At 70.3% G+C, this 17001-nt stretch carries 16 protein-coding genes; 8 read left to right on the forward strand and 8 right to left on the reverse strand.

The annotated features are described in order from the left end of the window. Window positions 1–100 precede the first annotated feature (100 nt). The 4 genes from ACQP2O_RS18135 to ACQP2O_RS18150 all read left to right on the forward strand — a co-directional run bounded on the left by ACQP2O_RS18135 (window position 101) and on the right by ACQP2O_RS18150 (window position 4191). A complete protein-coding gene (locus ACQP2O_RS18135) occupies window positions 101–1786 on the forward strand; it encodes a hypothetical protein (protein WP_433186102.1) in 1686 nt (561 codons plus the stop codon). A 64-nt stretch (window positions 1787–1850) separates the two neighbouring features. Beyond that, on the forward strand, window positions 1851–2339 hold the full coding sequence (locus ACQP2O_RS18140) for a hypothetical protein (RefSeq protein WP_433186105.1): 489 nt from the start codon (window positions 1851–1853) through the stop codon (window positions 2337–2339). Between the two features lie 57 nt (window positions 2340–2396). Next, complete coding sequence (locus ACQP2O_RS18145) at window positions 2397–3569, forward strand: hypothetical protein (protein WP_433186108.1); 1173 nt, start codon at window positions 2397–2399, stop codon at window positions 3567–3569. A gap of 64 nt (window positions 3570–3633) precedes the next feature. Beyond that, window positions 3634–4191: a hypothetical protein gene (locus ACQP2O_RS18150; RefSeq protein ID WP_433186110.1), complete on the forward strand. Its 558-nt coding sequence runs from the start codon at window positions 3634–3636 to the stop codon at window positions 4189–4191. Window positions 4192–4578: 387 nt separating this feature from the next. Here ACQP2O_RS18150 and ACQP2O_RS18155 read toward each other — a convergent pair whose 3' ends face one another. Together ACQP2O_RS18155 and ACQP2O_RS18160 are read right to left on the reverse strand one after the other, a co-directional pair. Further along, window positions 4579–5580 carry an alpha/beta hydrolase gene (locus tag ACQP2O_RS18155; protein WP_433186113.1) on the reverse strand — a complete coding sequence of 334 codons (1002 nt, stop codon included), beginning with the start codon at window positions 5578–5580 and terminating at the stop codon, window positions 4579–4581. 155 nt (window positions 5581–5735) lie between these two features. Next, a complete protein-coding gene (locus ACQP2O_RS18160) occupies window positions 5736–6230 on the reverse strand; it encodes a universal stress protein (RefSeq protein ID WP_433186116.1) in 495 nt (164 codons plus the stop codon). Between the two features lie 41 nt (window positions 6231–6271). Between ACQP2O_RS18160 and ACQP2O_RS18165 the strand changes: the two genes are divergently transcribed. After that, window positions 6272–6748, forward strand: coding sequence for a MarR family winged helix-turn-helix transcriptional regulator (locus ACQP2O_RS18165; protein ID WP_433186118.1), 477 nt, complete (start codon window positions 6272–6274; stop codon window positions 6746–6748). Window positions 6749–7006: 258 nt separating this feature from the next. On the opposite strand, the gene ACQP2O_RS18170 is transcribed toward ACQP2O_RS18165, so the two are convergent. After that, window positions 7007–8047, reverse strand: coding sequence for a mechanosensitive ion channel family protein (locus ACQP2O_RS18170; protein ID WP_433186121.1), 1041 nt, complete (start codon window positions 8045–8047; stop codon window positions 7007–7009). Window positions 8048–8542: 495 nt separating this feature from the next. Between ACQP2O_RS18170 and ACQP2O_RS18175 the strand changes: the two genes are divergently transcribed. Beyond that, on the forward strand, window positions 8543–9361 hold the full coding sequence (locus ACQP2O_RS18175) for a hypothetical protein (RefSeq protein ID WP_433186123.1): 819 nt from the start codon (window positions 8543–8545) through the stop codon (window positions 9359–9361). A 126-nt stretch (window positions 9362–9487) separates the two neighbouring features. Here ACQP2O_RS18175 and kynU read toward each other — a convergent pair whose 3' ends face one another. Both kynU and ACQP2O_RS18185 read right to left on the reverse strand, forming a co-directional pair. Beyond that, on the reverse strand, window positions 9488–10669 hold the full coding sequence (kynU, locus tag ACQP2O_RS18180) for a kynureninase (RefSeq protein ID WP_433186126.1): 1182 nt from the start codon (window positions 10667–10669) through the stop codon (window positions 9488–9490). Between the two features lie 12 nt (window positions 10670–10681). Beyond that, complete coding sequence (locus ACQP2O_RS18185; protein WP_433186129.1) at window positions 10682–11530, reverse strand: tryptophan 2,3-dioxygenase; 849 nt, start codon at window positions 11528–11530, stop codon at window positions 10682–10684. A gap of 135 nt (window positions 11531–11665) precedes the next feature. Here ACQP2O_RS18185 and ACQP2O_RS18190 point away from each other — a divergent pair, with 135 nt between their 5' ends. Then, a complete protein-coding gene (locus ACQP2O_RS18190) occupies window positions 11666–12115 on the forward strand; it encodes an Lrp/AsnC family transcriptional regulator (RefSeq protein WP_433186131.1) in 450 nt (149 codons plus the stop codon). Next, a complete protein-coding gene (locus ACQP2O_RS18195) occupies window positions 12091–12738 on the forward strand; it encodes a hypothetical protein (RefSeq protein ID WP_433186134.1) in 648 nt (215 codons plus the stop codon). The genes ACQP2O_RS18190 and ACQP2O_RS18195 overlap by 25 nt, the downstream gene beginning before the upstream one ends. Window positions 12739–12814: 76 nt before the next feature. Here ACQP2O_RS18195 and rox read toward each other — a convergent pair whose 3' ends face one another. From rox to ACQP2O_RS18210, 3 genes are all read right to left on the reverse strand, one after another. Next, window positions 12815–14344 (reverse strand): rifampin monooxygenase, encoded by a 1530-nt coding sequence (rox, locus tag ACQP2O_RS18200; protein WP_433186136.1) that lies wholly within the window; start codon window positions 14342–14344, stop codon window positions 12815–12817. 267 nt (window positions 14345–14611) lie between these two features. Then, on the reverse strand, window positions 14612–15064 hold the full coding sequence (locus ACQP2O_RS18205) for a cysteine dioxygenase (protein ID WP_433186139.1): 453 nt from the start codon (window positions 15062–15064) through the stop codon (window positions 14612–14614). A gap of 193 nt (window positions 15065–15257) precedes the next feature. Continuing rightward, a complete protein-coding gene (locus ACQP2O_RS18210) occupies window positions 15258–16883 on the reverse strand; it encodes a long-chain fatty acid--CoA ligase (protein WP_433186142.1) in 1626 nt (541 codons plus the stop codon). Window positions 16884–17001 lie beyond the last annotated feature (118 nt).

Genomic DNA, 17001 nt, shown 5'->3' on the forward strand with positions numbered 1-17001 from the left:
GCCGTACGGAGCGGTCGAGCTTGATCAACGATACCGCTTGAGGCCCTATTGGCTAACCGGTATCCGTTAGCTAGCGGTTAGGTATTAGGCTGCCCGCACGATGAACGACACCGCCACTCGTACGACGGCGCACGCCACGCCCCCGCGTACGGCTCACTCCTCCCGACGCCGCCACGGCGGCGCACTCGCCGTCCTGCTGAGCGTCATGGCCTTGCTGTTCGCCATAAGCCCCTTGGCCGAGGCGGACTCCACCGCCGGCGGCGACGTGCAGGTCGCCCAGACGCTCGGCGACCGGGAGCTGACCGTCATCCTGCGCCGGGTCACCGGTGTGCCCGGACCTCTGCACGTGGACGTGATCACCCACACGGGTACGTCGGCCGGCCGCCTCAAGCTGGCGGTGCTACCCACCGGGGTCTCCACGTCCGCGTCCGCCGCCTCGGCGTCGGGTACGGACGTCGACACCGCTGTGGTCGCACTGGGTAGCCGACCGGGGTCCTACTCCGGCGTGCTGGACGTCACCCAAGTCGGCCCGTGGGAGCTGTCGCTCAGCGATGGAACGCGGACCGCGACGATTCCCTTCGTCGTGTCGAAGCAGACCACCTCGCCGGCGGAGACCGCGGTCTACGTGGGCTTCAGCGGTGCCGGGGTTCTTCTCCTGGTCACCGTCCTGGTCGCCGTACGTGTGCGCCGCGGCTGGTGGACGCTGGTGCCGGCCGGCGGGCTGGTCGCCTGTCTGGCCGTGGCGGTCACCGGCGCACTGCTGTCGTCCGGGCTGCCGCTGCCGCCGTCCCAGGGCGGCCAGGTCGACGCCACCATCGACGGCGTCGGCGACCCCTACGCCTACGTCGGGCAGCGGACAAGCGACTACTCGCGCCCGCCGGCCACGCTGCTGCTGTGGTCTTCAACGGTCCGCGCGGGCAAGGTCGACGATCTGCGGCTGACCCTGTCCGACGCGTCCACCGGCCTGCCCGTGGACGACGTCGTCGCGCACGACGGAGCGCTGCTGCACCTGCTGGTCATCGGACCCTCGGGGCAGCTGTGGCACCTGCACCCCATAAGGATCAGCGCCGGCGAATTCAAGGTCCCGTTGTCCCTGCCCGAGGCCGGCCATTACGCGGTCTCCGCCGAGTTCGAACGCCGGGGCGGCGGCGTCCAGCAGCTCCGTTCAGCCACCGGGATCGACGCGGTGTCCGCCTCCGGCGCTGCCGCGCGGACCACGTCCGGTGACGCTCCGACGCACGCGGGGACCGGTTCGCGGACTGTGGCCGGCGTCCGGGTACGGCTGACCGCGTCCTCGCTGGTGGCGGACAAGGCCGCCGTCCTCACCGCCCGCGTGGGGGACACCGCGACCCTGCAGCCCTGGCTCGGCATGCTCGGACACCTGATCGTCGTCGGCCCGGTCTCGCCCGCGGCAGCGGTGGGGACGGAGACGCAAGGCGCCCAGGTGTGGGCCCACTCCCACTCCATGGGCGCGGTGTCGGGCGGCACCGACGACATGAGCGGCATGAAAAGAACGGCAGGCATGAAGGGGATGAAAGGGATGGAGAGGGACTCGTCGTCGGCATCCTCCTCCTCGGACATGACCTCGATGAGCGGTCTGACCTCCGTCAACGGCGACAGTACCGCCGACGAGACCGTCGCCGCCTACGGCCCCGAGGTCTCCTTCGTCTACACCTTCCCGGCCGTCGGCCATTACCGGATCTGGATCCAGGCCGAGCGTGACAACACGATCCTGACCGTCCCCTACCTGCTTTACGTCACCGGTACTTCGGAGAAGACCCCATGAGCGGGCAGAGCGAGCGAATCGAAAACACGCGCGCCTGGATCACTCCTCCGACGCAGGAGGACGCATGAGCGGGTGTAAATCGCCGTCCGGTCGGCGGCTCCTGGTAGCCGGGGTGGTCCTGACAGCAGCTCTGTTGACCGCGCTGGCGGTCCATTCCCTGTGGGCGTCTCTGCGGGCGCCGTCGTCGGGCATGACACAGCCCGCGTCCGACTACACCCCGCAAGGCGCGGCGACGCTCACTAGCGGCACCGCCCACGATGTGGTGATCCTGACGATTTCCGCGCCCGTCACCGGCACCACCGCGGTCGACGTCCGGCTCGTACCGCGACACGGTGCCGCGACCAGCGGGTCATCACCGGTCGTCACGGTCTCCGCGGTGCTGCCCACCGCGGGCCACGCGGTACCCGACTTCACCGCCGTACGGACCCCGGACGACCACTACCACCTGACCGGCCTCCCGCTGATGATGCCCGGCAGCTGGGAGTTCCTCGTCGCCATCGACGGCAACGGCCGCCACGACCGGCTCGTCTTCCCGCTCACCGTCTCCTACTGATCGCGCCGCACCCTTCAGCGCGCCGTCCTGGCACATCCACGTAGAAAGGCATGCCCGATGGATTCCGTCCCCGCGCCCACGCTGACCAGCCCAGGCCGACCGTCTCCGCCCGACCGCCCGCCGCGACCCCAGGCGGCCGGCGCGTACACCGTGCTGGCCGGCACCCTGATGTCGCTGGTCGGCATCAGCTGGGACGTGCAGTGGCACGTCGACGTCGGCCCGGACACCTTCTTCACCCTCTCCCACCTGATGCTGTACTCCGGTAGTGCCATCGCCGGGATCGCCAGCCTGGTGATGGTGCTGCGCGCCACCTTCGCCGAGCGAGCCGGACGTCCCGCCGACCCCGCCGTCGGCGGCAGTCCGGTCCGGGTCTTCAGTGGCACGTTCACCGCGCCCCTGGGGTACCTCGTCGCCGGAACCGGCGCCGCGCTGTTCCTGCTGTACGGCCTGATGGACCTGTGGTGGCACTCCCTGTACGGCTTCGACGCGGTACTGAACTCCCCGCCGCACGTTGCCCTGTTCATCTCCATAAGCCTGACCATGGTCGGCAGCGTCATCATCTTCGCCGCCGCCCGCGCACAGAACTGGGGCCGGATCGGGCTCGTCGTCAGCATCCCCGTGCTGATGACGTTCACCCCCATCACCACCAACGCCTTCGACGGACTGTTCCTGCCCATCGACCCCCGGCTCGCGGGCACCGTCCTCTTCGCCGTCTGCTTCGTTCTCATGGGAGCGATCACCCTGCGCCGCCGGGGAACGGCTCTGTCCATCGCGACCGTCCTCGGCGTCATACAGCTCTTTCTCTGGTGGTTCTCGCCGTGGGCCACGAAGGCCTACGCGGCCCACGTCGGGCTGCCCCTGCGGGACAACCTACGGCAGATGCCCCCTGAACTTCCCTCCGGCATACCGATGTTCATGCTCGCTGCGGCTCTGGTGATCGAGGTGCTGCTCCGGCTGGGGCGTAGGCGGGGCTGGTCGGTCCGCTGGCTGCCCCAGCTCACCGGCGCCGTCGGCGGCGTGGTGCTGAGCTCCTCCATGCTCATGCAGACGTCGATCCTCCGCGGAGGGCCGGGCGCAGGGCCGATGGGTCCGTCCACCACATCCGCGACCGCGGTCCTGACCGACGCGATCCTCGGGCTGGCGTTCGGTGCCCTGGCCGGCTACCTCGCCGCCCGCTTCGCCGCCCTGCTGCACCTCAACATCCCCGCCGTCGACCAGAAGGGCCGCTGACCCGATGCACCTCCGAACGCCCCTCCCGCCACGGCCGCGACCGGCCCGCACCACGCGCCGGCCGGTGAAGCACCGTGCCCGCGCTCTGCTCCTCGCCCTGTGCACCATGGGCGCCGCGATCCTGGTCTCGGCCCCGTCCGCACATGCCTACGCCCCGGTCGAGATCGTCCACACGGAGCAGGTGCAGGCCGGCCCGTACCACCTGACCGTGGGCCTCTCCAAGTGGCCGCTGCGCGCCATGCAGTCGCTGGACTTCACCTTCGCCCCCGACGGGGGACTGACCGGCAAGTCCGGCACCCTCAGCATGATCGGCCCCGGCATGAAGGGGGGAATGCACATGGGGGGCCCGCTGTCCCGTCATCCGCGCAAACGGGACGTCTGGGGCCTCGACGTTCGGTCGCTGTCCACGGCTGGCCAGTGGACTTTCACCTTCACCATCAACGGTCCTGAGGGTCAGGGAACGGGCACTCTCGACGACATCACCGTCCTCGGCCAGCCCGGCCCGCCGCTGGCACTGAGCTGGGCCCTTTGCGCCCTGCCCGTCGTCGGACTGATCGCCTTTCTGGTCGTCGCCTGGCGACGTCACCGTCCTTCCCGCCACCTCGCGGTGGTGGGCATCTGAGACACCGTGCGGTGACCCGCTGCTCGACCGGCCGGAGACGCCCTCGCCGGACGTGTCAGGGCGGTCACCGCGTACGGGCCTGGGCCAGCGCGCCGACGCCGTCCAGGGCGGCCGGGCGCCGCCACAGGGGCAGGAACGCACCGCGCCCGGCGCCGTCGTCAGCAGCACGCCCCAGCTCAGGCGCGCGGTCGGCGGTCCCCTCACCGGTCCGTTCCCAGCACGCACCGGCTGCGCGTGCCGGGGCAGCTTGCTCTCCACCCGGTCGAACCGCGGGGTGTTCACCGCGGGCATGTGCACCATGGTCACCTTGACGTTGCTGTGCCGGTGCAACAGCCCGGTGCGCAACGACTCGTGGAAGCCCTGGATCGCGTGCTTGGCGCCGCCGGGTCAGCCCAGTTTCTTGGCCTTGAGCGCCTTCATCATCAGCGGCCACGCGGTGTGCATCTCCGGCTGCCACGTCGACCAGTCGTGGTAGCCCTTCTGGTAGATGTGCGCGGTGACGGGGATGTGCAGTTTACGAAGGCGGTTCACGAGCGAGACCGTCGTCGCCCCGCAGACGACCTCCTGGAGCTCCACCGGTTCCTTGCCGCCGGCCGGGTCGTGCGGGCCGGCCAGTCCGGTGAGGCCGCTGGCGAGGTAGAGCCCGGTCCCTTTGAGCTTCGCCGCGAGGACGTACGGGTCGTTCGCCTTCCAGTTCTTGTCGTCGATGCCGGGGATGCCCCAGATCCGGAACGGGTCGTACTTCTCGCTTGCCTCGAACATGACGAGGGCGGGCACGCCGGTCTGTGTGAGGTGCAGGACGCCGCTGAGCGAGACGGCGTACTTGAACATGCCCGGGTGGCGCGCGGCGTACTTGACCGCTCCGTATCCGCTGGACGAAACGCCCATCGTGGCGCGCCGCGTGCCCGCGTGGTAGTTGCGCTGCATCAGTTGGAGGAGTTCGGAGGTGTGGAAGGTCTCCCACTTCGGCGTGCCGCGCTTGCCGCCGTTCCACCAGTCGGTGAACCAGCCCGCCCACCCGGTGTCGGGCATCACGACCATCACGTCCCACGAGGCGGCGACCTTCTCGATGTCGGTGCTCCGGGTCCACGACACGTACGTGTCCCGGCCTCCGTGGTAGGCGTACACGACCGGCCAGGACTTCTTGGCCGAGCGGGACCAGCTTCGCGGCACCAGGACACGGACCGGCACCGACGCCCCCAGCGCGGGGGAGGAGACCGTGAGGTCGACCGTACGGGCGTCGATCCAGTGCTCGGCGGTGATCTTCGCGCCGTCGTCGGCGGTGACCCGTTTCACGGCCGCGTCGGCCGTATCGGCCAGGACGCCCGCCGAGGCGACCACCATCAGGAGGACACCGGTGAATCCGCGCGTGAAACCGCCACCGACCATGCGATGCTCCACCGCTCTCCGCACCCGCCCATGTCACCGGACGTAGTGATCAACTCGAGGAGTCATCACCTTGGCGGAATCGGGGGTCGTTCGCTGCGCATGGAACGCACGAAAACGGCGCGGCGATTGGCACCGGCGCACAAAACGCGGAACGGTCAGGGCGCGGTGGTGGCGAGGTGGACCGAATACTCCCCGGACCGGGCGAGCCGGCGCGCGGGGCAGCGGTGGAACAGCCGGGACCATCGACCGGGCCGGAGGGACTGCCCGACGAACAGCGCGTCGCCGTGCCGGGCGATCATCACCTCGCGCAGGCGCTTGTCGGGCCGGCCGCTGAGGACGGCGAACTCCCAGGGCAGGCCGGTCGGATCGAGGATCTGGACGGAGTCGAGCCAGGCCTGCATCTCCATGAGGTCCCGGCAGTCACGGCTGATCAGCGCCGCGCCCGGGGCGACGAGCGCCGTGAGCTCGCAGAGACTCGGTTGCGGGCGAACGTGCACGCAGAGGATCTGCGCGTCGGTGCCGGCGGCCTCGTCCGCGGCCTGGGAGAGCGCGGCGCGTCCGGAGTCCGATCCGTCCACGCCCACGACGAACAGGGGCCGTTGTGCGTCCCGGGCGGAGCCGTCAGAGCCCGGGGTGAATGACTCGTCCATGTGGCCTGCTCCTCACTCGGACTCCATAGTACGCTATATAGATGACCGATCGGGGCGATGTCGCGACCAGAAGTGACGAATCGGTGGACCTTTTCGACGACTTCGTCGACGCGGTGCTGGATCTGCTGCGCGCGGCCCGGCGTACGGGCGGCGCCGCGAACAACGTCCCGGGAGACGCCATCTCCGTGCCGCAACTGGTCGTTCTGGGGGCGATCTCCGTCGTGGGGGACCGCGGGGTGTCGGCGGTCGCGGAGCAGGCCGGGCTGGCCCAGCCGACGGTCACCCGCGCCCTGACGGCGCTCGAGCGCAGGGGAATGGTCGCGCGGGCCCCGCACGCCCGCGACGGCCGGAGCATGTGCCTCACTCTGACCGCCGCGGGGCGGGCCGTGCTGGAGGAGAAGCGGCGGGACCTCGTCGGCCGCTTCGCCGAGATCTGGGAGTCCCTCGGCGCCGACGAACGCGAACACGCCGTGTCCCTCGTCCGCCGGCTGTCGGCCGTCACCGACCGGCTCGTCTGAACCCGATCCCGCCGGCCTTCACCGGGACCGGCTCGTCTGAACCCGGTCCCCGGCTGTCACCGACCGGCTCGTGCGAACCCGATCCGACCGGCTCGTGCGAACCCGATCCGACCGGTTCGCGTGAACCCGATCCGACCGGTTCGCGTGAACCCGATCCGACCGGTTCGCGTGAACCCGATCCGGCCGGACCGTCTGGAGCCGATTGCGCCGGGCGTCACCGGCAGGTTCGTCCGAACCCGGTTCCCGGCCGCCTCGCCGTCAGCGGGCCGAGCCGGCGCCTGCGAGGATGAGGCTGCCCTGGGGGAACGGGATGTCGATCCCCTCGCTGCGGTACCTGCGGTGCAGCCGCTTGATGAACTCGTGGACGACGATGTACTGGTCGGTGAACTCCCGGGTCCGCAGGTTGACCGAGAACCCGATGCTCGACTCGCCCATCGTGTTGAACCGGACGGAGGGCTCGTACTCCGTCATTCCGCCGTCCACGGTGGCCATCACCTCCTGGGCGACGTCGAGAGTGACCTTCTCGACGTGCTCCAGGTCGCTGTGGTAGCCGATGACCACCTTCACGGAGATCGACATGTCCTGCGCCGGCCGGTGGTAGTTCGTCACGATCGCGTCGGCGAACCGTGAGTTCGGGACCACGACCAGGTTGTCGGGCACCTGGCGGATCGTCGTGTTCCGCCAGTTGATGTCGATGATGTAGCCCTCCTGGCCGCTGTCCAGCCGTACGAAGTCGCCGGGCTGGACCTTCCTCGACGCCAGGATGTGCACCCCGGCGAAGAGGTTGGCGAGCGTGTCCTGCAGGGCCAGCGCGACCGCCAGGCCGCCGACGCCCAGCGCGGTGAGCAGCGGGGTGATGGAGATCCCGAGGCTCTGCAGCAGGATGAGGGCGCCGATCCCGACGACCACGACCCGGACGATGTTGACGAAGATCGTCGCCGACTGTGCGACGCCCGACCGGGCCAGCGCGATCGAGGAGACGACGCCGGCGGCGAAACGCGCGATCGCGATGGAGATCGTCAGGATGAGGACGGCCACGAGGACGCGGCCCGTCGTCGTCCGGATGCCCGGTTTGAGGTGCAGGATCAGCACCGAGATCCACAGGCCGAGTACGGTGCAGGGCACCACCGCGAGGTCGCGCAGCAGCCTGAAGAACAGGTCGTCCCAGGTCCAGCGGGTCTTCACCGCCCGGCGGGTGAGCCAGCCCAGGAGAGTGCGCAGGCCGAAGCCCGCCGTTACCGCGGCGATGGTCACGGCCACCGCCACGACGAGTCGCTGCCAGTCCAACGGCTCGGTCACCGGCGGCCTCCCGCCGGGAGCCGGTCGTGTGATCTCGTGGAAAGGCACCAGTCGGCGGCCGGGCGACCGCCGTACTCTGTCGCCGGCCGAACGCAGCCGGACGTCATCATTCGAATTCCTCCTTCTTCAGGCGAGCGACCGAGCGTAGCCAGACCGGCGTCGGCGCGCGGGGACATTGCGGCTTTTCTGAGGAAAAGCCTGGTAGGCGGCTTTTATGCGGAATGTCGCACTTGGACGATCACGCAGCGCTCATCCGAGCAGCGGTTGGCCAGGTACGGCCAAGATCACTACTGGCCGGTTGACCTGGTGGGGTTCGCCGTTTTAGATCTTGGTCACCGGTTCGACCGGGGGTTCGTCCGGCCGGCGGATCCCCGCGCCGGAGCCCCGACGACCTGCGCCGTGCACAGTAAGACCCCGCTCGGCGACCGCCTTCACCGAGGGCGGTGGCGCATCTCGACCGTGGCTGCACCACGCCACCACCTGAGAGGTATCTGGATGAAGTCGATCACGCGCCGCATCCTCGCCACGGCCACCGCCGCCCCCATCGCGCTCGCCCTGACCGCCCCCGCCGCCCACGCCGACCCCTCCCCGGTCAAGGTCGACTTCACCTCGTGCCCCGACCGGCTTCCGGTCGGCGCCGACCCGGCCCAGTGGTGGTGCAACATCTTCGTCGTCGGCGGCGGATCCATGAAGCTCGGCGGCATCACCCAGCCGCTCACCGAGCACATGACGATCAGCGTGGCCGGCGGCCCCGACCGTGCCGGCAAGCAGGTCCAGATCGTCACCGTCACCGCCAAGGCGATGACGGTGCCCGGCGGGGCGCTCGGCATCCCCGGCACCGAGAACACGCCCGGCCTCAAGCTGCAGGCCCTGCCGAAGTACGTCGGGAACTTCGGGCTGTCCGTCGACGACAGCGGCAACCTGCACTCCACCATCGACCTGCGCATCAAGCTGATCAACACGCTGCTGGGCAGCACGTGCTACATCGGCACGAAGAAGACGCCGATCAAGCTGAATACGACGGTGGACCCGACGAGCCTCACCCCGTACGACGGCGACATCGTCGGCCTGACCCTGAACGACAATTCCTACAGCGTCCCGGGAGCGAGCGGCTGCGGCCTCCTCACCCCGGTCGTGAACTTCCGCGGAAGCCTGCCCGCCGCCTCCGGCCAGAACACGGCGAGCATGCGCACCTACCTCGCGAGCAAGGTCTACACCGACCTGTACCCCGCCCTGCGCAAGAAGGCGCGGTCCAAGCCCGCCAAGAACCGGCTGCCCTTCAACCTGCCGAAGACGATCCTGCGGCACAGGTAGCCGGGCACGGCCCGCCCCACGCGGCGGGCCCTCGATACCGCCCGGGGCGGGCTTGCCGGACCAAGTTCGTCCCGGGCACCGGCTTTTCCTCGACCACATACACCGCGCGCGCCGACTCCGTCCCGCTCAGGTCGTCGCGACCAGATCGGCGAGGACCTGGGCGGCGTGGAGGGCGTCGGCGTGGGTGACGTAGAGCGGCGCGAAGCCGAAGCGGAGGACGTCGGGGGCGCGGAAGTCGCCGATGACCTCGCGCTTGATCAGCTCCGTCATGACGGTTTCGGCGGACTCGTGGCGGAGGGACACCTGGTGGCCGCGCCGCTCGTCGCGAGGCGTCAGCACCTCCACCGTGCCGGACGGGAGCAACTCGTCGACGCATTCGATGAAGAAGCCCGTCAGGGACAGGCCCTTCGCGCGGACGTCGGCGAGCGCCACGCCGTCCCAGACCTCCAGGGCCGACTCCAGCGTGAGCAGGGACAGGATGTCGGGGGTGCCGCAGCGGGCCCGCTCGACGCCCTCGGCGGGGACGTAGTCCGGGGCCATGGCGAACGGCTCGCGGTGGCCGCCCCAGCCGGACAGCGGCTGGTCGAACGTCTCCTGCAGGTCACGGCGTACGTAGATGAACGCGGGGGCGCCGGGGCCGCCGTTCAGGAACTTGTACGTGCAGCCGACCGCGAGGTCGACGCCGAGCGTGTCCAGCGCGATCGGGAGCACGCCGACGCTGTGGCACAGGTCCCAGACGACGCGCGCGCCGGCCGCGTGGACCAGCTCCGTCACGGCCGCCATGTCGTGCAGCCGGCCCGTCCGGTAGTCCACGTGGTTGAGCAGCGCCACGGCGGTGCGCTCGCCGAGTGCCGCCGGCAGGTCGTCGACGCGCACCGCCCGCAGCACCGTGCCGGTGAGCTCGGCGACCGACGCCGCGATGTACCCGTCGGTGGGGAACGTCGCGGCGTCGACGAGGATCTCCCGCCGCCCGGGGGCGAGCCGTACGGCGGCGACGAGGGCCTTGAAGATGTTCACGCTCGTCGAGTCGGCGACGACGACCTGGCCGGGCGCGGCCCCGACCAGCGGGGCGATCCGCTCGCCGACCCGCTGGGGCGCCTCCCACCAGCCCTCCGACCACGACCGGATCAGCCGGCCGCCCCACTGCTCGCGGACGACCCTCCCCACGTGGTCCGCGACCCGCCGGAGCGGGGCGCCGAGGGAGTTGCCGTCGAGGTAGACGGTGCCGGGCGGCAGGTCGAACTCGGCGCGCAGACGCGCCAGGGGATCAGCGGCGTCGAGCTCGGCGGCGCGTACGGTCAGGTCCATCAGTGGCGATCCTCACACGTGGGAACGGGCGGTCCACAGCTCCGGGAAGACGTCCCGGCGCGCTCGCTTCTCCAGCCAGGCCACCCCGGCGGAGCCTCCGGTGCCCGTCTTGGCGCCCATCGCCCGGCGGGTGGCCATGAGATGGTCGTGCCGCCAGCCGGTGAACTCCTCGGCGACGTCGGTCAGCGCCTCGCCGAGCCTGGCGGCCTCGCCGGCGTCGGTGGCGTAGATCTTGGTCCAGACCTCTTCCACGGCGGCGTGGGGAGTGTAGGCCTGGGTGAGGTCGCGCTCGAGCACCTCGTCCGGTACGGAGTGGCCCCGGCGCGCGAGCAGCGCGAGGGCCGCGTCGTAGACGCCCTGCTCGCCGAGCGCCTGGGTCAGCTCGGCGTGCTGGGCGGGGACCGACCGGTGCGGCACGAGCATCGACGCGGACTTCTCGCCGAGCAGGAACTCCACGTGCCGGTACGCCGCCGACTGGAACCCGGATCCCTCGCCGAGGGCGTCGCGGAACGCGTTGAACTCCCGCGGAGTCATCCGTGCGATCGGCAGCCAGGCGGCGCGCAGCGCCTTCAGGTGCGTGGTGCAGCGGCGCAGCGCGGCGACGCCCCCACGGACGTCGTCGGCCCGCAGCCGGTCGCGGGCGTTCCTCAGGTCGAAGACGAGCAGGCCGAAGTACAGCTCCATCACCTGGGTGACCACGAGGAACGACATCTCGAGAGGCTCGTCGGTGACCGGCCTCTGGAGCGTGTGCAGGGTGGACGCGTGCACATAGTCTTCGTACGGCGTGGTGCCGCCGAAGTCGAGCTTCGGCTCATCGGCGGAGTGCATCATGGGGCAGCCGGACGATGCTTCGGACGTCACCTTTGACCTCCTTCATCACGTTGTGGACGAAAACCATTCTGCGCGGCTCGATCCCGAGGCCACAGGGGCGATGGGGAACGCTGAGCCGGCGATCTTTTACGATCGTCACTGAATTCGGCGGTTAGGCTTACGAGCGTGAAACCCGACCTCGACGCCGTCGACTGGGCCCTTCTCGGGGCGCTCCAGGAGGACGCACGGCTGTCCTTCAACGAGCTCGCCCGCAGGGTCCACCTGTCCGCCCCGACGGTCGCCCAGCGGGTGCGCCGGCTGGAGGAGACCGGCGTGATCACCGGCTATCACGCCCGGGTCGATCCGGGGGCGGCCGGGTTCGCCGTCGTCGCCCAGGTCCGGATGAAGTGTTACGGCGCCCGCTGCATCACCGTCCACCCGGAGCTGCTCGACGACATTCCCGAGGTCCTCGAGGTGTCCCGGCTCACCGGGGACGTGTGCTCCATGGTCCTGGTCGCCACCACCTCGGTCGCCGAGCTCGAGCGCATCCTGGTGCGCCTCGCGTCCCACGGCGAGACGAGCTCGGCGATGGTCCTGTCCACCCCGATTCCGTGGCGACCGCTCACTCCCGCCTGACGGTGGTACGGGAACTCGGCGCCCTGCTGCGGGAGGCTCCGCCGCGAGCCGGCGGTACCCGCGTCATCGCGATCGACGGGCGGTCCGGCTCGGGCAAGTCGACCATGGCCGCCCTGCTCCGGGAGGAACTGGACGCCCCCGTGGTCGCCCTCGAGGGCCTCTACGGCGGCTGGGACGGTCTGGAGCACGGCGTGGACCTGCTGGTCTCGGAGGTACTCGAGCCGCTCGCCGCCGGGCGCGCCGCACGCGTCCCGCACTATGACTGGATCGACCAGACGTGGGGCGACCCGATCGAGCTGCCGCCGCCCGGGTTGCTCATCGTGGAGGGCGTCGGCGCCGGGGCACGCCGCGCCGCCCGCCACGTGAGCGTGCTGGTGTGGCTGGAGGCGGCGGACCGGACCCGCCGGCGACGCGCGCTGGACCGCGACGGCGACACGTACCGGCCGCACTGGGAACGCTGGGCGGCGCAGGAGGCCGCGATGCTCGAACGCGAGGCGACGCGCGACCGCGCCGACGCCGTCGTTCGAACCGACGCGACGCCGGACCCGTCAGGGCCGACGGGTCCCGGCGCGCTGCGGTTCGAACAGGCCCGCGAGGAGGATCGGACCGGATTTCGGCGGTAGTCCGGCCGATGCCGCCGCCGGCCTTCCTCCGATCCTCCGTACGGGCCTTGTCGGTTGCTCGGTTGCTCGGGCGAAATCAGTCGGCGGGCCTGCCGAACCAGCGGGAGAGGTGGTCGTCCAGGTCCTGCTGATCGTCGCCGATCCAGGCGACGTGGCCGTCGGGGCGCAGCAGGACGCACGGAACGTCCAGCGCCGCGGTGGGGTCCGCGAGGTGATCGACCCGGTCCGACCAGCCGCCGACGCTCAGGCGTTCGGTGCGGTCGAGCAGCAGGCCGCGGCCGCGATGCAGCAGACCGTAGAGGCGGCCCTGTTTCACGTCGATGTCGCGCAGGCGGCGGCCGAGCAGGTCGGGGCCTTCACCGAAGTCGTAGCGGATGCCGATCGCGGTGATCTTCTCGATGAGATAGCGGTTCACCTCGTCGAAGTCCATCAGTTCGGTGAGCAGCCTGCGCACGGCCTGCGGGCCCGGTTCGGTGGAGTGCAGTTCCATCTGGGCGCGGGTGTTGTCCAGCACGTCCTCGGCGACCGGATGGCGTTCGGCGTGGTAGGTGTCCAGCAGTGTCTCCGGCGCCCAGCCGCGGACCTGTGCGGCCAGTTTCCAGCCGAGGTTGAATGCGTCCTGAACACCCAGGTTGAGGCCCTGACCGCCGGTGGGTGGATGGATGTGCGCCGCATCGCCGGCCAGCAGCACCCGGCCGACCCGATAGCGCTCGGCCAGCCGGGTGGCATCCCCGAAGCGGGACAACCAGCGCGGGGAGTGCACGCCGAAATCGGTTCCGGCGATGGCGCGCAGCTGTTGTTTGAAATCCTCGAGGGTGGGTGGTTCCGCGCGATCGCCGACTCCCGCGGCGGGGACTACGACGCTGTATGCCCCTTTGCCGACGGGCTTGAGCCAGAATCGCTTCTCGGTCTCCTGGATTTCGGCCACCTTGGCGGCGATCTCCTCCTGCGGCACACCCACTTCCATCTCGCCCATCAGCGTCTCGGTCCGCGAGGGCTCGCCGGGGAAGCCGACGCCGAGCAGTTTGCGCACCGTGCTGCGTCCGCCGTCACAGCCGACGAGATAGCGCGTGCGCAGCTGGTCGCCGTCGGCCAGTTCGACGGTCACACCCTCGTCGTCCTGCGCGAAATCGGCCACCGTACAACCGCGCCGGACCTGCGCACCCAGTTGGGTCGCATGTTCTTCGAGCAGGCGCTCGATGACCGGCTGCGGGATGCCCAGCAGATAGGCGTGCGCGGAATCCAGGCCCTGGGGCGCGGGTTTGTTGATGGCGGCGAAGAATCCGCCGGCCGGACGCTGTCTTCCGTGTTCGCGAATGCGGTCCAGCAGTCCGCGCATCGCCATCAGCTCGAGACTGCGAATGTGCAGACCGACGATGCGGACGAACGACACGGGCTCGGTTTCCTTTTCCAGAACGAGTACCCGCACATCGTGCAGCCGTAGTTCGGCGGCCAGCATCGCACCGGTCGGCCCGCATCCGGCGATGATCACGTCGAACTTGAGGGGCGCGCGGTCGGCGCCGGAGGCCGGTGAGGGGAGTCCGGTGACGTCGCGCTCGGCCGTATCGTTCGACGACGGCTCGGCGGTGAACTGCGAAGAGTTCATAGGTGTTGCCTTTCGGGAGTGCCTTGTTGTGGAGGCGCTCCCGGCGACACCTACGTCAATCGCCGGCCGTGACGGTAAGGGGGAGCACCCACGTCGATACAGCGTTCATGGGTCTCACCTCCTCGGGCGGTGTCACGGACGACTGCAAGTTACAAGCCCGAGCATCACCCCGTCCAATCATTTCCCAGCCACGTGATCACGGCTCCGAACGGGCCCATGCGGTTGACGACCCGAATGAATCGACCTCCGCGTGCTGACGGCGGCGTGTCACCAGTCGTCCGCGCGCTCCTCGACCAGCTTGACGAGGCCGCCGTCGACGAGGTCGTAGCGGTTCATCGTGGTGAGCCGGGGCGAGTACACGTGGACGCTGATCGCCGGGGCGGTCGAGACGTTGGTCACCGAATGGATGTAGTCCGGCCCGAACTCCCGGAAGTCGCCGGGCGCGAGGTCGCGTTCGACGGCCAGGTCGTGTTCGCGCAGGCTCCCGAGGGCGACGGCGAAGGCCCCGCGGGACCCTCCGTGGTCGTGGAAGCCGGTCGACTGGCCCGGCATCCAGCTGAGCAGCCAGATCTCGTGATCGTCGTCCTGGTGGAGGCGCTCGTACCAGCGTTCCTCGGTGCTCAGGCGGACGCGGTGGATCCATTCGTCGGGGGCGGTCGCCAACCGCTGGGCGATGTCGGCCAGACGGGTCTGGGCGGGCGCGGAAGTGCTCGCGGCCATGTACTTCTGCTCCTGTTCACTCTGAGGCCGTTCGGTTCACGCGGGTACGGGCGTGGTACACAGCGCGCTCGCCTGCCGTCGCAGATCGACAGGCAGGTTCAGCCACAGGGGAACCTCGGAGTGCATGGGTCGAGCATGGCGGCAATTCCCTAGTAAGTCAATCTGGATGGTTCGGAAGCCTCCGTCGCGGGCGTCAGAGCCGCTCGATCGTGACCTCGTCGGCGCGGTAGCGGGCCCGCAGCGGCTTCTTGTCGAACTTGCCGACCGTCGTCTTGGGGATCTCCTCGACGAACGCCCAGTTCTCCGGGACCTGCCAGCGGGCGACCTTGCCGGCCAGGAACCCGGCGAGTTCGGCCGCGGTCACCGTGCGGCCGTCGCGGGTGACGACGAAGGCGAGCGGGCGCTCGTCCCAGCGCGGATCCGGGATGCCGATCACCGCGGCCTCGAGGACCGCGGGGTGGGAGACCAGGTGGTTCTCCAGCTCGACGGAGGAGATCCACTCGCCGCCGGACTTGATGACGTCCTTGGCCCGGTCGGTGATCTGGAAGAAGCCCCGGTCGTCGATCGTGCCGATGTCGCCGGTCCGCAGCCAGCCGTCGTGGAACTTCTCCGGGGCGGGATCGCGGTGGTACGCGCCGGTGATCCACGGCCCGCGCACCTCGATCTCGCCGACGGACGTGCCGTCCCAGGGCAGCTCCTCACCCAGCGCGTCGACGATCCGCATCTCCACGCCGGCCGCGACGCGGCCCGACTTCAGGCGCCAGTCGACGTCCTCCGGGGTGCCCGGCTCCACGCCGGGCGGGGGGAAGGCCATGCCGCCGATCGGGCTGGTCTCGGTCATGCCCCAGCCCTGGATGATCCGCAGGCCGTACCGCTCCTCGAAGGCCTCCAGCAGCGCGCGGGGCGCGGCGGCGCCGCCGGAGGTGCCCGTCCGTAGCGACGACAGGTCGATCTCGTGGGCGGCGCCGTGGTTGAGGATGGCGCTCCAGATCGTCGGCACCGCCGAGGAGACGGTGCTGCGCTCGGCCGCGATGAAGGCGGTCAGGTGCTCGGGCTGCAGGAACGGCCCGGGCATGTGGAGCGTCGCCCCGGACAGGAACGCGGCGTACGGCAGGCCCCACGCGTTGACGTGGAACATCGGGACGATCGCGAGCACGCGGTCCGTCTCGGTGATGCCCACCATCGACGCCGACGTCGCCGCCATGGCGTGCAGGAAGGTCGAGCGGTGGGAGTAGACGACGCCCTTCGGATCGCCCGTCGTGCCGCTGGTGTAGCACATCGACGCGGCGGCGCGCTCGTCGAGCTCCGGCCAGTCGACCCCGGGCTCCTCGGCCGCCAGCAGCTCGTGGTAGCGCAGCACGCGCGCCTCGCCGAGGGCGGACGCGTCGCCGTCGCCGACGACGATGAACGTCTCCACGGTGGGCAGCCGGCCGGCCACGCGGGCGAGCAGCGGCACCAGGGAGTCGTCGACGATGATGATCCGGTCCTCGGCGTGCCCGACGATGTGGGCGAGCTGGTCGGGGAACAGTCGGATGTTCAGCGTGTGCAGCACCGCGCCCATCCCCGGGACGGCGAAGTACGCCTCGAGGTGCTCCTGGTTGTTCCAGCAGAAGGTCGCCACCCGGTCGCCCGCGGCGACGCCCAGCCGGGAGAGGGCGGCGGCGAGCCGTTCGGCGTTCTCGGCGATCTGCCGGTACGACGCCCGGCGCGGCTCGCCGCCGGTCCAGGTCACGCACTCGCTGCCGCCGTACACGCGGGCCCCGTGCCGCAGGATCGCGGAGACCGTGAGGGGGAATTCCTGCATCGTGCTGGCGATCATCGCGGCCCTTCCGACGTACATACCGACCGGTCGGTAGCAGAGTAGAAGTCCCGCCTTCGACCCGTCAACGATGTCCCGGCGAGGACGGTCCACGAAGCGCGCCGAACGGCCGCGCGGT

Origin of the sequence: Actinoallomurus sp. CA-150999, from assembly GCF_050942425.1 — a bacterium.
Taxonomy (GTDB): domain Bacteria; phylum Actinomycetota; class Actinomycetes; order Streptosporangiales; family Streptosporangiaceae; genus Actinoallomurus.